The organism is Citrobacter sp. wls708 (assembly GCF_005281255.1).
GTDB classification, from domain to species: Bacteria; Pseudomonadota; Gammaproteobacteria; order Enterobacterales; family Enterobacteriaceae; genus Citrobacter; species Citrobacter werkmanii.
On the sequence record NZ_SZXE01000023.1, the window covers coordinates 409805 to 428045 of the forward strand.

The window sequence follows — 18241 nt, forward strand, 5'->3', positions numbered from 1 at the left end:
ATTGAGTGATTTGTTTTTAAATCATATGGTTAGAGATATGAAACATACTGTTGAAGTCATGATCCCGGAAGCGGAGATCAAAGCGCGTATTGCTGAACTGGGACGTCAGATTAACGAACGTTATAAGGACAGCGGCAGCGATATGGTGCTGGTTGGTCTGTTACGCGGCTCATTTATGTTTATGGCGGACCTGTGCCGTGAAGTGCATGTCTCCCACGAAGTCGATTTCATGACTGCATCCAGTTATGGCAGCGGAATGTCTACCACGCGTGATGTTAAAATCCTGAAAGACCTGGATGAAGACATTCGTGGCAAAGACGTGCTGATTGTTGAAGACATCATCGACTCCGGCAACACGCTGTCTAAAGTGCGTGAGATTCTGAGCCTGCGCGAGCCGAAATCCCTGGCTATCTGTACGCTGCTGGATAAACCTTCCCGTCGTGAAGTGGATGTGCCGGTTGAGTTTATCGGATTCTCTATTCCAGATGAGTTTGTGGTCGGCTACGGCATTGACTATGCCCAGCGTTATCGCCATCTGCCGTACGTTGGCAAAGTAGTGCTGCTGGACGAGTAATTGGCTGGAGTGCCTGATGGCGCTTCGCTTATCAGGCCTGGGGCGCAGGTTTGTAGGCCGGGTAAGGCATAGCCGCCTCCCGGCAATGTCACATTATTTATGGTTGCAGTGTTTCTGGCTGAGGTTAGATAAGCCCTGGCGATAGCGCTGCTCCAGCGTTTCGCGGCTGGTGGCGGTGACGTCGAGATCGCGCAGCAGGCCATCATGAATACCGTAGGCCCAGCCGTGAATCGTGACTTTCTGACCGCGCTTCCAGGCGGATCGCATAATCGTTGAATGACCCAGGTTATAGACCTGCTCCATGACATTCAGTTCGCACAGGGTGTCCATGCGGCGTTCCTGCGGCATTTCGCCCAGCAGTGAGCTGTGTTTAAACCAGATATCGCGAATATGCAGTAACCAGTTATCAATCAGCCCCTGTTCTTTATTTTCAATAGCCGCCTGGACGCCGCCGCATCCGTAGTGGCCGCAAATAATAATATGTTCCACTTCCAGCACATCCACCGCATACTGAACCACTGAGAGGCAGTTCAGGTCGGTGTGAATAACCAGATTGGCAACATTACGGTGGACGAATAATTCGCCCGGTTCCAGACCGGTCAATCGTTCAGCGGGAACGCGGCTATCGGAACATCCAATCCATAGAAAACGTGGATTCTGCGCATGTGTCAGCGTTTCAAAAAATCCGGGATCCTCTTCTACCAGCATCTTTGACCATAGTGCATTGTTGCTGATGAGTGTATCTATGTCTTTCATGGAGTTGTACGACCCGAAACCAGATAAATTCGATGGGCTAATATAGGGTAACTCCAGCATTAATTAAACTATATATGAAATGTCAGAACGTAAGGTAAGTAAAAAACCATGACCATTGCTCTGGAACTTCAAGAACTTAAGAAAACCTATCCCGGTGGCGTGCAGGCGCTACGCGGCATAGATTTGCAAGTCGAAGCGGGTGATTTTTATGCGCTTTTGGGACCGAATGGCGCAGGTAAATCCACCACCATCGGCATTATCAGTTCGCTGGTGAATAAAACTTCCGGACGGGTAAGCGTCTTCGGATACGATCTCGATAAAGATACGGTTAACGCTAAACGTCAGCTTGGTCTGGTGCCGCAGGAGTTTAACTTTAACCCGTTTGAAACCGTGCAGCAGATCGTGGTCAACCAGGCAGGTTACTACGGCGTTGAGCATAAAGAAGCCGTTAAGCGTAGCGAAATATATCTAAAACAGCTCGACTTGTGGGAAAAGCGTAACGAACGTGCGCGTATGCTTTCCGGCGGGATGAAACGTCGTCTGATGATCGCTCGTGCGCTGATGCATGAGCCAAAGCTGTTGATTCTCGACGAACCGACGGCGGGCGTCGACATTGAGCTACGTCGTTCAATGTGGGGCTTTTTAAAAGATTTAAATGACAAAGGCACCACAATTATTCTGACCACCCACTATCTCGAAGAAGCGGAAATGCTGTGTCGCAATATCGGTATTATTCAGCACGGCGAGCTGGTGGAAAATACCTCCATGAAGAGCCTGCTCTCTAAACTGAAATCAGAAACCTTTATTCTCGATCTGGCGCCGAAAAGCCCGCTGCCAAAACTGGAAGGGTATCAGTATCGTCTGGTTGATACCTCGACGCTGGAAGTGGAAGTTCTGCGTGAGCAAGGGGTTAACAGCGTGTTCTCACAACTGAGCGCCCAGGGTATTCAGGTATTAAGTATGCGTAACAAAGCGAACCGACTGGAAGAACTGTTTGTTTCTCTGGTGCATGAAAAACAAGGAGATCGCGCATGATGCAGCTTTATTGGGTTGCGCTGAAAAGCATCTGGGCGAAAGAGATCCACCGCTTTATGCGTATCTGGGTCCAGACTCTGGTTCCTCCCGTCATCACCATGACGCTCTATTTTATTATTTTTGGTAATTTGATTGGCTCGCGTATCGGCGAAATGCATGGTTTTAGCTACATGCAGTTTATTGTACCGGGGCTGATTATGATGGCTGTAATCACCAACTCGTACGCTAACGTGGCATCGTCATTCTTTAGCGCCAAGTTTCAACGCAATATTGAAGAACTGCTGGTCGCTCCGGTACCGACGCACGTCATTATCGCTGGTTTTGTCGGCGGCGGCGTGGCGCGCGGGCTGTGCGTGGGCATTCTGGTTACCGCGGTATCGCTGTTCTTTGTGCCGTTCCAGGTACATTCGTGGGTGTTTGTAGCGCTCACATTGGTGCTGACCGCGATACTGTTCTCGCTGGCGGGCTTACTGAATGCAGTCTTCGCCAAAACCTTTGACGATATCAGCCTGATCCCAACCTTCGTACTAACACCACTGACCTACCTGGGGGGCGTATTCTATTCGTTAACGCTGCTGCCGCCGTTCTGGCAGGGGCTGTCGCACCTGAACCCAATTGTCTACATGATCAGCGGATTCCGCTACGGCTTCCTGGGTATCCATGATGTTCCGCTGGTCACCACGTTTGGCGTGCTGGTGGTGTTCATCGCGGTGTTTTATTTGCTGTGCTGGTACCTGATCCAGCGTGGACGCGGTTTGCGCAGTTAATTCTTTCTTCCTCTCTCTGCTCGGGAGAGGAAGACTTTTGACGCTTATCACCATTATGGATTTATCACATTGATAAACTACTTGCCTGCTAAGGAGGAAGGCAATGTTAGGTTGGGTAATTACCTGTCATGACGATAAGGCACAGGATATGCTGCATCGTCTGGAGCAGAAGCACGGCCCGTTGGCCCAATGCCAGGCGGTAAGTTTTTGGCGTGGGCTCAGCTCAAATATGCTGAGCCGCATGATGTGTCACGCCCTGCATGCTACTGACTCAGGCGAGGGCGTGATCTTCCTGACGGATACCGCGGGGGCCGCACCGTACCGCGTGGCCTCGTTAATGAGCCACAAACACCCCCAGTGTGAAGTGATTTCAGGTATCAGCTATTCATTGCTTGAGCGAATGCTTTCGTCGCGGGAATCAATGAGCAGCTCTGCGTTTCGCGATTGCATTGTTACGCTTGGCGGGCCGGAAGTCTCAAGCCTCTGGCATCAACAACAAAAAAATCCCCCCTTCGTGTTGAAGCATGATTTGTACGAGTATTAATCGTTGGTATTGATGGCGCTTTTGCTACAATAGCCGAGGTTTCTCGCCTCGGTTCGGTTATCTCATATGGTTATGCGCGTTGTGCTTATTTTGTTGCTCCTGTCTTCTGGCAGCGTAGCTGCGGCTTTGCCTGCTCGCTACATGCAAACTACCGAAGCGGCTGCCGTGTGGGCGCAGATAGGTGACAAAATGGTGACGGTGGGGAATGTTCGCGCCGGGCAGATCCTTGCCGTAGAGCCGATAGCGGCTGACTATTACGAATTCACCTTTGGCTTTGGTACCGGGTTTATTGATAAGGGGCATCTGGAGCCTGTTCAGGGGCGGCAGAAAGTTGACGATGGTTTGGGCGATCTCAATAAACCCCTCAGCAATCAAAGCCTGATTACCTGGAAAGATACACTGGTTTATAATGCCCCGGATGTCGGTAGCGCCCCGTTTGGCGTGCTGGCGGATAATCTGCGCTATCCCATAATCAGTAAGCTTAAAGACCGACTCAACCAGACGTGGTACCAGATCCGCATTGGCGGCAGACTGGCCTATATCAGTGCTCTGGATGCGCAGGAAGATAACGGCATCCCGGTGTTAACCTATCATCATATTCTGCGTGATGAAGAGAATACCCGCTTTCGTCACACCTCCACCACAACCTCCGTACGCGCTTTTAGCAACCAGATGGCCTGGCTACACGATCGCGGCTACACGACGCTGACGATGTATCAACTGGAAGGCTATGTACGCAACAATATGAACCTCCCGGCGCGGGCGGTGGTGCTGACTTTCGACGATGGTCTGAAGTCGGTGAGTCGTTATGCTTATCCGGTGTTGAAACAGAACGGCATGAAGGCGACGGCGTTTATCATCTCGTCACGCATTAAGCGCCATCCGCAGAAGTGGGATCCGAAATCGCTACAGTTTATGAGCGTCTCTGAACTGAATGGGATCAGGGATGTGTTTGACTTCCAGTCGCATACCCATTTTTTACATCGAGTGGACGCTCATCATCGGCCGATCCTGCTGAGCCGCAACTATCACAACATTCTGTTCGATTTTGCCCGTTCGCGGCGGGCGCTGTCCCAGTTCAATCCTCACGTCCTGTATCTTTCATATCCGTTTGGCGGTTATAACGCCACGGCGGTAAAAGCGGCGGGCGATGCGGGATTTCACATGGCGGTAACCACGGTGAGAGGGAAGGTGAAGCCGGGCGATAATCCGATGCTGCTCAAAAGGCTGTATATTTTACGCACGGATTCGCTGGAAACGATGTCGCGGCTGATCGTCAATCAGCCGCAGGGGTAAGGACTATCAGGCAACCTGGACCGGAATAGCTTTCGCGGTGCGCTTCATTTCGTTGTCGCCTTCAAAGTAGGCCACTTTCGGCCGCCATGTCCGGGCTTCTTCATCAGACATGGTGACGAAGCTGGCGATAATCACAATGTCGCCAACCTCAGCGCAATGCGCCGCCGCACCGTTCACCGAGATGATTTTGGAGCCGCGTTCAGCCGCAATCGCATAGGTTGAGAAACGTTTCCCATTGGTCACGTTCCAGATATCAATCGCTTCGTTTTCCAGAATACCGGAGGCATCGAGGAAATCCTGGTCAATGGCACAGGAACCTTCGTAGTGCAGGTCCGCCTGCGTGACTTTTACGCGGTGGAGCTTGCCTTGCAGCATGGTGCGAATCATAACTTCTATACCCTGTCGTTTATCTTGGCTAAGCAGGCGCTTGAAGCCTGCTTTGGAAATTCTCAGGCAGTATTGCCCGATTTTTAACCCCTGTCTACTGGGCTAATGTAACGCTTTGATTATCGATCAAACGCGCCTGTCCCAGCCATGCGGCGACCAGAATGACCGCACGTTTGCTGTTTTCGGTGAGTTCAAGCAGCGTGTCGGCATCGCGGATCTGAATGTCGTCGGCGCGGAAGCCTTTTTCATTCAGTTCTTGCGCTGCAATGGCAATCATCTCGTCCAGGTCACGCTCACCGGCCTGTAACTTTTCGCCGATGCCGCTCATCACTTTGTATAATCCTGGGGCGATTTTACGCTGCTCTGCCGTCAGATACCCGTTACGCGAGCTGAGCGCCAGACCATCTTTGGCGCGGATAATCGGCACGCCGACTATCTCAATGTCGTAGCCCAGATCGGCGACCATTTTGCGAATCAGCGCCAGTTGCTGGAAATCCTTCTCGCCAAAGCAGGCGATATCCGGCTGGATCAGGTTGAACAGCTTGCTGACGATAGTTGAGACGCCGCGGAAGTGGCCCGGACGGCTGGCGCCTTCCAGCATGGTAGAGAGGCCGGGAACATCAACGTACGTCTGGCCTTCCAGCCCCTGCGGGTAGATTTCCTCAACGGCTGGAGCAAAAACATAATCGACTTTGCGCTTGTTCAGTTTTTCGCAGTCTTCCTGCAGCGTGCGCGGATAGCGCACCAAATCTTCCGGTCTGTCGAATTGCATCGGATTGACGAAAATGCTGACGATGACCACATCAGCCCGGGCTTTTGCCTCATCAACCAGTTTCATATGGCCGTCGTGCAGATTGCCCATAGAGGGAACCAATGCGACGCGTTTGCCTTCCTGGCGCAGACGACGGACATGCTGACGCAGCAGCGGCAGGGTTTCGATAATTAACACACCTGGACTCCTTAATGGAAACTGTGTTCTTCGCCCGGATAAACGCCGGACTCCACTTCTGCCATATACTGCCGTACGGCGGCGCGCATGTCGCCCGCTTCGGCAAGGAAATTTTTCGCGAATTTTGGAATATGACCGCCGGTGATGCCAAACGCATCGTGCATTACCAGGATCTGACCATCGGTGACGTTGCCCGCGCCGATGCCGATCACCGGAATCGACAGCGCTTCAGTAACGCGCTTCGCCAGTTCAACCGGCACGCATTCCAGCACCAACAGTTGAGCGCCTGCCGCTTCTAAGGCCAGCGCGTCATCCAGCAGTACCTGCCCGGCGTCGCCGCGGCCCTGAATTTTATAGCCGCCGAAGATATTCACCGATTGCGGCGTCAGCCCCAGATGACCACAAACCGGGACGGCGCGTTCGGTGAGCATTTTCACCGTATCAACCAACCATGCGCCGCCTTCAATCTTGACCATATTGGCCCCCGCACGCATCACGATGGCCGCGTTTTCAAACGCCTGTTCCGGCGTGGCATAAGCCATAAACGGCAGGTCGGAGAGCAGCAGGCAGTTCGGCGCGCCACGGCGAACGGCGCGGGTGTGGTAGGCGATATCTTCCACGGTGACCGGCAGGGTGGAGTCGTGCCCCTGAATTGTCATGCCCAGTGAGTCGCCCACCAGCATCACGTTGATGCCTTCATCGGCGAATAATTTGGCGAAGCTGTAATCGTACGCGGTAATGGTGGCGAAGCGTTTCTTTTCCTGTTTGCATTTCTGTAACAGCGAAATGGTGGTCGGTTTCATAACATTTCCTGATGATGAAAGTCATATTTACCGGCATTCTAACAGTCACATTCAGGGGGGCAATTGATTTAAGCAATCGTTTGGCGCTAAAGCAGTAAACGCTAAAGGGGAGGCTATGTTTTACCAGTGGACGGGTTTTGCCGCACCAAGATCGGTGAGATGCTGATGCAAGCTGATACCATCCGGAAAGATCAGATCAGGGGCGATCTCAAACAGCGGCCACAGCATAAAGCCCCGGTTTTTCATGTCGTAGTGCGGCACGGTCAGACGGTCGGTGTTAATCACTTCATTGCCAAACAGCATAATGTCGAGATCCAGCGTACGCGGACCCCAGCGTTCGGCCTTGCGCACACGCCCCTGCTGCAGCTCAATGCGCTGGGTATGGTTAAGCAATTCTTCTGGGGCGAGAGCGGTATCCAGCGCCACGGCGGCGTTCAGGTAATCGGGCTGATCCTGTGGGCCTAATGGCGGTGTGCGGTAAAATGAAGAGACGGCCACAATGCGGCTGTCGGGAATTTCACCGATCGCCTGTACGGCAGCATTCACCTGTTCCAGCGGGGAGGCGAGGTTGCTGCCAATAGCGATATATACCCGTCGTCTTTCAAGCTGCATCTGTGTTGGCTTTCCTCGCTCATCCCAGTCACGTACTGATGTACGCTCCCGGGAGTTCGCTGTGTCGCCGCCTTGATGCAACCCGAAATCCATTGGGTATTCGCGATTGGTCACGCGGATCCCTCGCGGCGTGGCGCGCGTTTACGTGGGCGACGATGACGACGACGTTCAGGCTCTTCATCCAGCTCGTTCAGCATGCCTTTTTGCTCCGGCGGCGCTGAAACCTGGAATTCACCCCACCATTGAGCCAGACGCTGCAGCTCGGCGTTGTTTTCCACTTCTGCACGCAAGGCCAGCAGGTCGTAGGCGGCGCGGAACTTCGGATGTTCCATCAGCTTCCAGGCGCGTTTGCCCTGACGACGGGACATGCGTAACTGCAACTGCCAGATATCACGGGTCAGCGAGGTTAATCGTTTCGGGATTGCCAGCGAGCGACAGGCTTCGTCGAGTACGTCATTCATTGCCAGTGCGAAAGCGTCGTAATAGGCCAGACCGCTTTCTTGCGCGATTTTCTGCGCGGCTTCCAGTAACGGATACCAGAACATGGCGGCGAACAAGAACGCCGGGTTAACGCGCATATCATTGTTAATGCGGTTATCGGTATTCTTCAGCACCTGGGCGATAATGCGTTCCATCGGGCTGTCACCATCTTCGGTGAAGTAGCGCGTAATGGTTGGGAACAGCGGCTGGAACAGGCTGTACTCACGCAGTTTTTTATAGGTTTCATACCCATAGCCCGCCTGTAACAGCTTGAGTGCTTCTTCAAACAGGCGTGCGGGAGGAATGTCGTTCAACAGCGTTGCCAGACGCGGGATCGGCTCTGCGGTTTCCGGGCTGATACGCATGTCGAGCTTGGCGGCAAAGCGCACGGCGCGCAGCATACGTACGGGATCTTCGCGATAGCGCGTTTCCGGATTACCGATCAGGCGAATGATGCCTTCTTCGAGATCCTGCATGCCACCGACGTAATCACGCACGGTGAAATCGGCCACGCTGTAATACAGGCTGTTGATCGTGAAATCGCGACGCTGGGCATCTTCTTCAATGGAGCCAAAGATATTATCGCGCAGCAGCATACCGTTTTGCCCGCGTTGCGACGTGGTGCGATCGGCTTCGCTGCCTTCATGATGGCCGCGAAAGGTCGCCACTTCGATAATTTCCGGGCCAAACATCACATGCGCAAGGCGGAAACGGCGACCGACCAGACGACAGTTGCGAAACAGTTTTCGCACCTGATCCGGCGTTGCGTTAGTGGTGACATCAAAATCTTTTGGCTTTTTGCCCAGCAAAAGATCGCGCACGCCCCCGCCAACCAGCCATGCCTCGTATCCGGCCTTATTGAGCCTGTACATTACCTTCAGGGCATTTTCACTGATATCTTTGCGGGAGATTGAGTGCTGCTCACGCGGGATTACCGTCATATGTGGACGGGCGACGGCAAGCTCGGCCTCGCGCTCCTCGCGGCTTAGCACCTTGCGGCAAAAATTAGCGACTCGGGTAAAAATAGTGCACCTCGGTAGTGTCAAACTTCAATCAGAACAAGTGTTGCTGTGTAAAAATAGCGGCTAATCATAGCTCAGCGTGGCGCATTTGAGAATGGCGTATTTACGATCGCTGATTCTGGCACCGTTGTCAGACTCCAGTTTTTGACGGCAAACTGAAGGATCTGATCGACCTGCATTTCCTGCCACGCGATATCCGCACGCTGGCCGAGAAAGCGCAGCGCGGCAATAATCACCGGACGTGGATCGCCTTGCGGCAGGGCAGGTGCATGATTTTGTTTGGAAAGTTTAGCGCCTTGTTCGTTAAGCGCCAGCGGCAGATGAATATAGTCTGGCGCCTGCCAGCCAAACTGCTGATACAACGAAATTTGCCGCACCGTCGGTTCTATGAGATCGGCGCCGCGCACAATTTCCGTCACGCCCTGGAAGTGGTCATCTACCACTACCGCGAGGTTATAGGCAAACAGCCCGTCGCGGCGGTGAATAATAAAATCTTCGCCAGCAAGTTGCGGGTCAGCCTGAATTACACCGCGTAGCCGGTCAGTAAACTGCAGCACGGGGCGGCGTTGCTTGATGCGGACAGCCGCCTGTTCTGGCCCGAGGCGTAACTCACGGCAGTGGCCGTCGTAAATACCGCCGACGCTTTGAATACGCGCCCGCGTACAGGTGCAGTAATAGCTCAGATCCTGCTGATGCAGCCAGCTAAGCGCCTCGCGGTAGGCTTCATGACGCTGGGATTGCCATAAAATTTCGCCGTCCCAGTGCAGGCCGTAATGTTCCAGCTGACGCAGAATCGTCTCTGCAGCACCGGGAACTTCACGAGGGGGGTCAATATCTTCAATACGTACTCGCCAGATGCCGCGCCGGGCACGGGCCTGCAGGTAGCTCCCGAGGGCGGCAATGAGTGAACCGAAGTGCAGTTCGCCGGAAGGGGAGGGGGCGAAGCGGCCAATATAGTGTGAATCGCTCATTTTGCGGGCTAACAAATAATAAGGCGGGAGAAACTCCCGCCTGTAGTAAACGTGGTAAAAATGACCGGAATTAACCTGCCATTTGTTTTTCGCGGATTTCTGCCAGCGTTTTGCAGTCGATACACAGATCGGCTGTCGGACGCGCTTCCAGACGGCGAATACCAATTTCTACGCCGCATGATTCGCAGTAGCCGAAATCTTCGTCTTCTACCTTCTTCAGCGTCTTCTCGATCTTTTTGATCAGTTTGCGCTCACGGTCACGGTTACGCAGCTCAAGGCTGAATTCTTCTTCCTGCGCGGCGCGGTCCACCGGATCAGGGAAGTTAGCCGCTTCGTCTTGCATATGAGATACGGTGCGATCGACTTCATCCCTAAGTTGATTACGCCATGCCTCAAGAATACGCCTGAAGTGCGACAGCTGGGCTTCGTTCATATACTCTTCGCCCGGTTTCTCCTGGTACGGCTCCACCCCAGCGATGGCGAGAATACTCAGGGACGATGTTTTACGGTTTTGCCCTTCTTGCATGTTGCTTCTCCTTAACACGCACTATCGATCCCCATGTTCGGGGGAAAAATCAGGTCGCTATAAATAGCAGATGCTTTTCCGGATAGCAATTATCTAAACGTAACACTTGACAACCCTGTGAGGAAAAGCGTATTTGCACACGCGCCCAGAATATTAATTAACCAGATGTTTACACCATTACAAGGTAATGGGCAACGGCTCTTTAAGAGTCATACCATGGGCAGAAAGTTCCGCTTTATAAACCAGAATTTCGACCCCCTTTTGCCGAGCTTCGACCAATAATTGCGCATATTTCGTATCAATATGGCGCGCGGGTGAAAACCGTGTAATGGCTGAATGTAGCACAGCGAAAAATATCACCGCCCGCTTACCTTCAGCCGCTACGCTCATCAATTCCCGAAGATGTTTCTGACCTCGTTCAGTGATGGCATCGGGAAAATAACCCTGATCTTTTTCCGCCAACGTGACTGATTTCACTTCAATATAGCAGTCAGGTCGGGAATCCGCCTGTAACAAAAAGTCTATACGACTCCCTTCGGCGCCGTATTTTACTTCACTTTTCAATATGCTATAGCCTGAAACTTCTGAAATTAGCGACTGCTGAATCGCCTCTTTCGCTAATCTGTTCGCCCACAGCGTATTAATACAAATAAATGCCCCGGATTGCGTTTGCGTTAATTCCCAGGTATGCGGGTATTTCCGTTTGGTATTTTCTGATGTTGAATACCAGACGGTATCACCTGGCGTTGCGCATCCGGTCATCGCGCCGGTATTTGGGCAGTGTAACGTTAACGTTGTGCCATCCGGTGTGATCACATCCGCTAAAAAACGCTTGTAGCGCTGGATGAGCGTAGCCGGTTGTAAAGGTGGAGAAAATTGCATGAACAGTCCCTTTGATTATTCAGTCAGCATCCAGCGTTGCAACTGCGTGTAACGCGTACGCCCCCGCGTGAATGTGGAGGAATAGAGCGCAAACCCGGTGACCGGGAACGACCAGCCAAAGCCGGGGGGCGGAATGGGAACCGCGTGTCCGGCATCGCGCAGCAGCGTGATATGCGGGTGAAACGGCTGTGGGCTTTGATAGCACCCGCTGCGTGAGGCCTGCGCCCGCAGCATATTCGCCAGTTGTAACAGTCCGCGCGGCGGCTGACGCATCCCCAGCCACACTACTCGCGAACGCAGCCATTGCCCGGCATCATCCAGTTTGAGCGTAAAACCGGGCTGGCGAATGCGTCCGGCTAGCTGCGACAACGCCTGTTGCTTCTCTGCGCTGACATCACCTAAAAAGGCCAACGTCAGATGCAGATTCTCGGCGGCGACGGGACGGCCTGCTTCAGGAGGGAACTGCGCGGCTCGCCAGTGGATTAACTGCTCCCGAACCTCGGCAGGCAATTCAATCGCAAAGAACAGCCTTTTTGGCTCAGACATGATGGATACTCGGTTATGAATTAACGCGATGCTACAATGCAGCGCGAAGAATGTTAACCCTCTGGAGCCATTTGTGACGTCGTTGCCCGTTGCCGCCGTAGTGCCTGAACTGCTTACCGCCCTTGATGCCTCGCCGCAGGTCCTGCTGACCGCGCCGACCGGTGCCGGGAAATCGACCTGGCTGCCGTTGCGACTGCTTGAGCATGGTGGCATCAAGGGGCGGATAATTTTGCTGGAGCCGCGCCGTCTGGCGGCACGCAATGTGGCGCAGCGGTTGGCGGAGTTGCTGAACGAAAAGCCCGGCGAGACCGTGGGGTATCGCATGCGCGCGCAAAGCTGCGTGGGGCCGCAGACCCGGCTGGAAGTGGTGACGGAAGGCGTCCTGACGCGCATGATCCAACGCGATCCCGAACTCACGGACGTCGGGTTAGTGATCCTCGATGAATTTCACGAACGGAGTCTGCAGGCCGACCTGGCGCTGGCGCTGCTGCTGGATGTACAGCAAGGTCTGCGTGACGATCTGAAACTGTTGATCATGTCCGCAACGCTCGATAACGGGCGCTTGCAGCAGTTATTGCCCGATGCGCCCATGATTATCTCTGAAGGCCGCACATTTCCGGTCGAGCGACGGTATCAACCGCTGGCGGCACATCTGCGTTTTGACGAAGCGGTGGCGATAGCCACGGCGGAGCTACTGCGCTATGAAAGCGGGTCGCTGCTGCTGTTTTTACCGGGCGTTGGGGAAATCCAGCGCGTGCAGGAGCATCTGGCAACGCGTGTGGGCAGCGATGTTGTGCTGTGCCCACTGTATGGCGCGCTGACGCTTGCCGAGCAGCGTCAGGCGATTTTGCCCGCGCCGCAAGGCCAGCGCAAAGTGGTGCTGGCCACCAACATTGCTGAAACCAGCTTAACGATTGAAGGTATTCGGCTGGTGGTAGACTGCGCTCAGGAGCGCGTGGCGCGCTATGACGCGCGCACTGGACTGACGCGACTGATTACCCAGCGCATCAGTCAGGCCTCGATGACGCAGCGAGCGGGACGCGCAGGGCGTCTGGAACCCGGAATTTGTCTGCATCTGCTGGCCAAAGAGCAGGCGGAAAGAGCGGCTTCGCAAGGGGAGCCGGAGATATTACAGAGCGATCTGTCTGGGCTGCTAATGGAGTTGCTGCAATGGGGATGCACCGATCCCGCGCAACTAAACTGGCTGGATACGCCGCCCGCTATCAACCTGCAGGCGGCAAAACAACTGTTGCAGATGCTGGGGGCGCTTGCGGGTGACAGGCTCAGCGCTCGCGGGCAGAAAATGGCGATGTTGGGGAACGATCCTCGCCTGGCGGCGATGCTGGTCAGCGCCAGCAATGATACCGAAGCGGCAACGGCGGCAAAACTGGCAGCGATTCTGGAGGAGCCGCCGCGTGGTGGCTGTACCGATCTGGCTGTGGCGTTTTCACGCAATCACCCCGCCTGGCAGCAGCGCAGCCAACAATTGCTGAAACGGCTCAATGTTCGCAGCGGACAGCCCGACAGTAGGCTGCTTTCCCCGTTGCTGGCGCAGGCGTTTGCCGACCGGATCGCGCGTCGACGCGGGCAGGAAGGGCGTTATCAACTGGCTAATGGTATGGGCGCAATGTTGGATGCTGATGACGCTTCCGGACGCCATGAATGGCTGATAGCGCCGTTGTTGCTACAGGGCAGCGCTTCGCCGGATGCGCGTATTCTGCTGGCCCTGCCGCTGGAGATTGACGTGCTGATGCAGACGTGTCCTGAACTGCTCCAGCAGTCCGACACTATCGAGTGGGATGAAACCCAGGGCACATTAAAAGCCTTACGCCGCTCGCGCATTGGTCAGCTCACGGTAAAAGTCCAGCCGCTGGCTAAACCCTCGGAAGAGGAGTTGCACCAGGCGATGTTGAATGGCATTCGCGATAAAGGGCTAAGTATGCTCAACTGGACGCCGGAGGCCGAGCAGTTTCGGCTGCGTTTGCACTGTGCGGCGACCTGGTTGCCAGAATATGACTGGCCCGCGGTAGATGAAGATTCTCTGCTGGCGACGCTGGAGACCTGGCTGTTGCCGCACATGAGCGGTGTGCACTCTTTACGCGCGTTAAAAGCATTAAATGTGGGTCAGGCATTGCGCGGTTTGCTGGACTGGTCAATGCTGCAACGTCTGGATAGTGAACTGCCGGCGCATTACACTGTGCCGACGGGGAGTCGGATTGCCATTCGCTATCATGAAGATAATCCTCCTGCGCTGGCGGTGCGGATGCAGGAAATGTTTGGCGAAGCGAGGACTCCAACCATCGCTCAGGGCCGCGTTCCGTTGGTGCTGGAGCTGCTGTCTCCGGCCCAACGACCGCTACAGGTGACCAGCGATCTGAGCGCGTTCTGGCAGGGATCGTACCGCGAGGTGCAAAAAGAGATGAAAGGGCGTTATCCGAAACACGTCTGGCCGGACGATCCGGCGAATACCGCGCCAACGCGGCGCACCAAAAAGTATTCGTAATGTAACTGTAGGCCGGATAAGGCGTTATGCCGCATCCGGCGAAAGAGCGGTAATAATTGAGAGATTTCTTCTTCTGTCGCAGGACGGAAGAACAGAGAATCGGGCCTTTGCGCCTGAATGTTGCGGAGAAAAAGCATGGCGGGGAATGACCGCGAGCCAATTGGACGTAAAGGGAAACCATCGCGTCCGGTAAAACAAAAGGTGAGCCGTCGTCAACTCAGAGATGAAGAGTATGACGACGATTATGATGATGATGACTATGAGGATGAAGAACCGATGCCGCGTAAGGGTAAGGGCAAAGGGCGTAAGCCTCGTGGTAAGCGCGGCTGGTTCTGGCTGCTGGTAAAACTGTCGATTGTCTTTTTGGTGCTGATCGCCATTTACGGCGTGTATCTGGACCAAAAAATTCGTAGCCGTATTGATGGCAAAGTCTGGCAACTTCCGGCGGCGGTATATGGCCGCATGGTTAACCTTGAGCCAGAAATGCCCATTGGCAAGAACGAGATGGTGAAGCTGCTGGAGGCCACGCAGTATCGTCAGGTGACGAAGATGACGCGTCCGGGCGAATTCACCGTACAGGCGAAGAGCATTGAGATGATTCGTCGCCCGTTTGACTTCCCGGACAGCAAAGAAGGGCAGGTGCGCGCGCGTCTGACCTTTGACGGCGATCATCTGGACACCATCGAGAATATGGATAACAACCGCCAGTTCGGTTTCTTCCGTCTCGATCCGCGTCTGATCACCATGCTCTCTTCACCAAACGGCGAGCAGCGTCTGTTTGTCCCGCGTAGCGGCTTCCCTGATCTGCTGGTGGACACGCTATTGGCGACAGAAGACCGTCACTTCTATGAGCACGACGGGATCAGTCTCTATTCCATTGGCCGTGCGGTGCTGGCGAACCTGACGGCAGGTCGTACGGTACAGGGGGCCAGTACGCTGACCCAGCAGTTGGTGAAGAACCTGTTCCTCTCCAGCGAGCGCTCCTACTGGCGTAAAGCCAACGAAGCCTATATGGCGCTGATCATGGATGCGCGTTACAGCAAAGACCGCATTCTTGAGCTGTACATGAACGAAGTCTATCTCGGCCAGAGCGGTGACAACGAGATCCGTGGCTTCCCGCTGGCGAGCTTGTATTACTTCGGACGTCCGGTGGAAGAGTTAAGCCTCGACCAACAAGCACTGCTGGTTGGGATGGTGAAAGGGGCGTCGATTTATAACCCGTGGCGTAACCCGAAGCTGGCGCTGGAGCGTCGTAACCTGGTGCTGCGTCTGCTGCAACAGCAGCAGATTATCGACCAGGATCTGTATGACATGCTGAGCGCGCGTCCGTTAGGCGTGCAACCGCGCGGCGGGGTGATCTCCCCGCAGCCAGCGTTTATGCAGATGGTGCGTCAGGAGCTACAGGCGAAGCTCGGCGATAAAGTTAAAGATCTCTCCGGCGTGAAAATTTTCACCACCTTTGATTCCGTGGCGCAGGACGCTGCAGAAAAAGCGGCGGTGGAAGGCATTCCGGTGCTGAAGAAACAACGTAAGCTGAGCGATCTGGAAACGGCGATTGTGGTGGTTGATCGCTTTAGCGGTGAAGTTCGCGCCATGGTTGGCGGGGCAGAGCCGCAGTTTGCGGGCTATAACCGTGCGATGCAGGCGCGTCGTTCAATTGGTTCTCTGGCGAAGCCGGCGACCTATCTGACGGCACTTAGCCAGCCGAAGCTGTACCGCCTGAATACCTGGATTGCCGATGCGCCAATTGCGCTGCGTCAGCCGAACGGCCAGGTGTGGTCGCCGCAGAACGATGACCGTCGCTATAGCGAAAGCGGTAAAGTGATGCTGGTGGACGCGTTAACGCGCTCAATGAACGTACCCACGGTGAATCTGGGGATGGCGCTGGGCCTGCCTGCCGTGACCGATACCTGGCTGAAGCTGGGCGCGCCGAAAGATCAGCTTAACCCGGTTCCGGCTATGCTGCTGGGGGCGCTGAACCTGACGCCAATCGAAGTGGCGCAGGCGTTCCAGACTATTGCCAGCGGTGGGAACCGCGCGCCGCTGTCGGCGCTGCGTTCGGTGATTGCCGAAGATGGCACGGTGTTGTACCAGAGCTTCCCGCAGGCTGAGCGTGCCGTTCCGGCGCAGGCGGCGTATATGACGCTGTGGACCATGCAGCAGGTGGTTCAGCGTGGTACAGGCCGCCAGCTTGGCGCGAAGTATCCTGGGCTGCATCTGGCGGGTAAAACCGGGACCACCAACAACAACGTCGATACCTGGTTCGCCGGGATTGACGGCAGCCAGGTGACCATCACCTGGGTGGGCCGTGATAACAACCAGCCAACCAAGCTGTACGGTGCCAGCGGCGCGATGTCGATTTATCAGCGTTATCTGGCTAACCAGACTCCAACCCCGCTGGTGCTGACGCCACCGGAGGATGTGGTGGATATGGGCGTGGACTATGACGGCAACTTCGTGTGTAGTGGTGGGATGCGCACGCTGCCAGTATGGACCACCGATCCTGACTCACTGTGTCAGCAGGGGGAAATGCTGCAGCAGTCGGGTAATCCGTTCGATCAATCTTCTCAACAGCCGCAGCAACAGCAGCCTCAACAGCAGCAACCGGCGCAGCAAGAGAAGAAAGACAGCGACGGCGTAGCGGGCTGGATTAAGGATATGTTCGGCGGAAACTAATCAATGCGTCATCTGGTTCCCTTACTCAGTAGGGAGCCAGATTGGCGTTTACCCTCCTGTCTTTATTATTTATTTCAGTAATGTGTTGTTGGTAATTATTTTTTTAATTTATTTTAGATTTCCTTAACTATTTGTTTATTATATTTCATAATTGATTATTTTCTTTAAAAACAATTGATTATGCATATCTCGGATATGAATTGTGTTCCTGATGATAATATTATGATATTAAATGTAATATAATATTTATGAATTAACGTTGTCCCTAAAAAATGTCTGCTTTTTGATTGTTGTTATTGTAGACATGGACATTGTCTTTTCTCTGTTAGTTATAAATAATATTTAGCATATGTAAGGAATACATTATGTATAAGAAGCATATTTCCACTTTGTTTGCAGGACTATTGCTTGCAACTGTGGCGACTCATGCCTTAGCGGTTGATACAGGAACTGTCACGTTTACAGGCAAAATTATTCCCGACACCTGCACCGTGGATGTCAATGGCGCAACTACCAGCGGTACGGTGACATTTAACCCTTTGAGCCAGACTGCGTTTGGCGCTGATAAGAAAGTGGGTGATTCTCAGAGTTTTGCGATTACAGTTGGTGCTTGTGATTCTGCAATTAGTAATCTGAATATTAAATTTAATGGCACACGTATTACGGGCTATGACGATGAAGTCCTGCAAGCGAGTGGTAGTGCGAAGAATCTCGGTGTTCGTTTATTACCGGAGAATAGCAGCAACTACATAAAATTTGATGGTTCAGATCCGGAATCGGCAACCAATAAATCTAACAGTGGCAGTATTGTCTTTAACTATACCGCAGAAGTCATTCAGGTGGGCTCAACATTACCAACTACCGGCGATTATAGCGCACAGGCAACATATACTCTGATGTATCGTTAATATT

Annotated in this window: 18 protein-coding genes; 8 read left to right on the plus strand and 10 right to left on the minus strand. The window is 53.8% G+C overall.

The window, feature by feature from the left end:
- The first annotated feature begins 37 nt into the window (after nucleotides 1-37).
- The gene (gene hpt, locus FDW97_RS17475) at nucleotides 38-574 is read left to right on the plus strand and encodes a hypoxanthine phosphoribosyltransferase (protein WP_042312274.1); all 537 of its coding nucleotides are present in this window, start codon (nucleotides 38-40) and stop codon (nucleotides 572-574) included.
- A gap of 93 nt (nucleotides 575-667) precedes the next feature.
- On the opposite strand, the gene can is transcribed toward hpt, so the two are convergent.
- A complete protein-coding gene (can, locus tag FDW97_RS17480) occupies nucleotides 668-1330 on the minus strand; it encodes a carbonate dehydratase (RefSeq protein WP_038637306.1) in 663 nt (220 codons plus the stop codon).
- Nucleotides 1331-1438: 108 nt separating this feature from the next.
- Between can and FDW97_RS17485 the strand changes: the two genes are divergently transcribed.
- The 4 genes from FDW97_RS17485 (at nucleotide 1439) to FDW97_RS17500 (ending at nucleotide 4972) form a co-directional block, all read left to right on the plus strand.
- Nucleotides 1439-2365: an ABC transporter ATP-binding protein gene (locus FDW97_RS17485; protein ID WP_038637310.1), complete on the plus strand. Its 927-nt coding sequence runs from the start codon at nucleotides 1439-1441 to the stop codon at nucleotides 2363-2365.
- Nucleotides 2362-3132: an ABC transporter permease gene (locus FDW97_RS17490; RefSeq protein WP_038637314.1), complete on the plus strand. Its 771-nt coding sequence runs from the start codon at nucleotides 2362-2364 to the stop codon at nucleotides 3130-3132. The genes FDW97_RS17485 and FDW97_RS17490 overlap by 4 nt, the downstream gene beginning before the upstream one ends.
- Before the next feature lie 103 nt (nucleotides 3133-3235).
- Entirely contained in the window at nucleotides 3236-3676 is a 441-nt protein-coding gene (locus tag FDW97_RS17495; RefSeq protein ID WP_038637318.1) for a PTS sugar transporter subunit IIA, read from the plus strand.
- Between the two features lie 66 nt (nucleotides 3677-3742).
- Complete coding sequence (locus FDW97_RS17500; protein WP_087857674.1) at nucleotides 3743-4972, plus strand: polysaccharide deacetylase family protein; 1230 nt, start codon at nucleotides 3743-3745, stop codon at nucleotides 4970-4972.
- A 6-nt stretch (nucleotides 4973-4978) separates the two neighbouring features.
- Here the strand turns inward: FDW97_RS17500 and panD are convergent, their stop codons facing one another.
- The 9 genes from panD to thpR all read right to left on the minus strand — a co-directional run bounded on the left by panD (nucleotide 4979) and on the right by thpR (nucleotide 12150).
- On the minus strand, nucleotides 4979-5359 hold the full coding sequence (gene panD / locus FDW97_RS17505) for an aspartate 1-decarboxylase (protein ID WP_023178331.1): 381 nt from the start codon (nucleotides 5357-5359) through the stop codon (nucleotides 4979-4981).
- A 94-nt stretch (nucleotides 5360-5453) separates the two neighbouring features.
- Nucleotides 5454-6308 (minus strand): pantoate--beta-alanine ligase, encoded by an 855-nt coding sequence (gene panC / locus FDW97_RS17510; protein WP_038637327.1) that lies wholly within the window; start codon nucleotides 6306-6308, stop codon nucleotides 5454-5456.
- An 11-nt stretch (nucleotides 6309-6319) separates the two neighbouring features.
- Nucleotides 6320-7111 (minus strand): 3-methyl-2-oxobutanoate hydroxymethyltransferase, encoded by a 792-nt coding sequence (gene panB / locus FDW97_RS17515; protein WP_023993177.1) that lies wholly within the window; start codon nucleotides 7109-7111, stop codon nucleotides 6320-6322.
- 120 nt (nucleotides 7112-7231) lie between these two features.
- The gene (gene folK, locus FDW97_RS17520) at nucleotides 7232-7723 is read right to left on the minus strand and encodes a 2-amino-4-hydroxy-6-hydroxymethyldihydropteridine diphosphokinase (protein WP_085048291.1); all 492 of its coding nucleotides are present in this window, start codon (nucleotides 7721-7723) and stop codon (nucleotides 7232-7234) included.
- 110 nt (nucleotides 7724-7833) lie between these two features.
- On the minus strand, nucleotides 7834-9228 hold the full coding sequence (pcnB, locus tag FDW97_RS17525; RefSeq protein WP_204525718.1) for a polynucleotide adenylyltransferase PcnB: 1395 nt from the start codon (nucleotides 9226-9228) through the stop codon (nucleotides 7834-7836).
- 71 nt (nucleotides 9229-9299) lie between these two features.
- On the minus strand, nucleotides 9300-10196 hold the full coding sequence (gluQRS, locus tag FDW97_RS17530; RefSeq protein ID WP_069324033.1) for a tRNA glutamyl-Q(34) synthetase GluQRS: 897 nt from the start codon (nucleotides 10194-10196) through the stop codon (nucleotides 9300-9302).
- A 70-nt stretch (nucleotides 10197-10266) separates the two neighbouring features.
- Nucleotides 10267-10722 (minus strand): RNA polymerase-binding protein DksA, encoded by a 456-nt coding sequence (dksA, locus tag FDW97_RS17535; protein WP_003018625.1) that lies wholly within the window; start codon nucleotides 10720-10722, stop codon nucleotides 10267-10269.
- Between the two features lie 177 nt (nucleotides 10723-10899).
- Nucleotides 10900-11604: a DNA/RNA nuclease SfsA gene (gene sfsA, locus FDW97_RS17540; protein WP_137351386.1), complete on the minus strand. Its 705-nt coding sequence runs from the start codon at nucleotides 11602-11604 to the stop codon at nucleotides 10900-10902.
- Nucleotides 11605-11619: 15 nt separating this feature from the next.
- Complete coding sequence (gene thpR / locus FDW97_RS17545; protein WP_038637344.1) at nucleotides 11620-12150, minus strand: RNA 2',3'-cyclic phosphodiesterase; 531 nt, start codon at nucleotides 12148-12150, stop codon at nucleotides 11620-11622.
- Nucleotides 12151-12223: 73 nt separating this feature from the next.
- Here thpR and hrpB point away from each other — a divergent pair, with 73 nt between their 5' ends.
- The 3 genes from hrpB to FDW97_RS17560 all read left to right on the plus strand — a co-directional run bounded on the left by hrpB (nucleotide 12224) and on the right by FDW97_RS17560 (nucleotide 18237).
- Nucleotides 12224-14653, plus strand: coding sequence for an ATP-dependent helicase HrpB (hrpB, locus tag FDW97_RS17550; protein WP_170973696.1), 2430 nt, complete (start codon nucleotides 12224-12226; stop codon nucleotides 14651-14653).
- 135 nt (nucleotides 14654-14788) lie between these two features.
- Nucleotides 14789-17329 (plus strand): bifunctional glycosyl transferase/transpeptidase, encoded by a 2541-nt coding sequence (gene mrcB, locus FDW97_RS17555; RefSeq protein ID WP_085048287.1) that lies wholly within the window; start codon nucleotides 14789-14791, stop codon nucleotides 17327-17329.
- 365 nt (nucleotides 17330-17694) lie between these two features.
- Complete coding sequence (locus tag FDW97_RS17560) at nucleotides 17695-18237, plus strand: fimbrial protein (protein ID WP_085048286.1); 543 nt, start codon at nucleotides 17695-17697, stop codon at nucleotides 18235-18237.
- Nucleotides 18238-18241 lie beyond the last annotated feature (4 nt).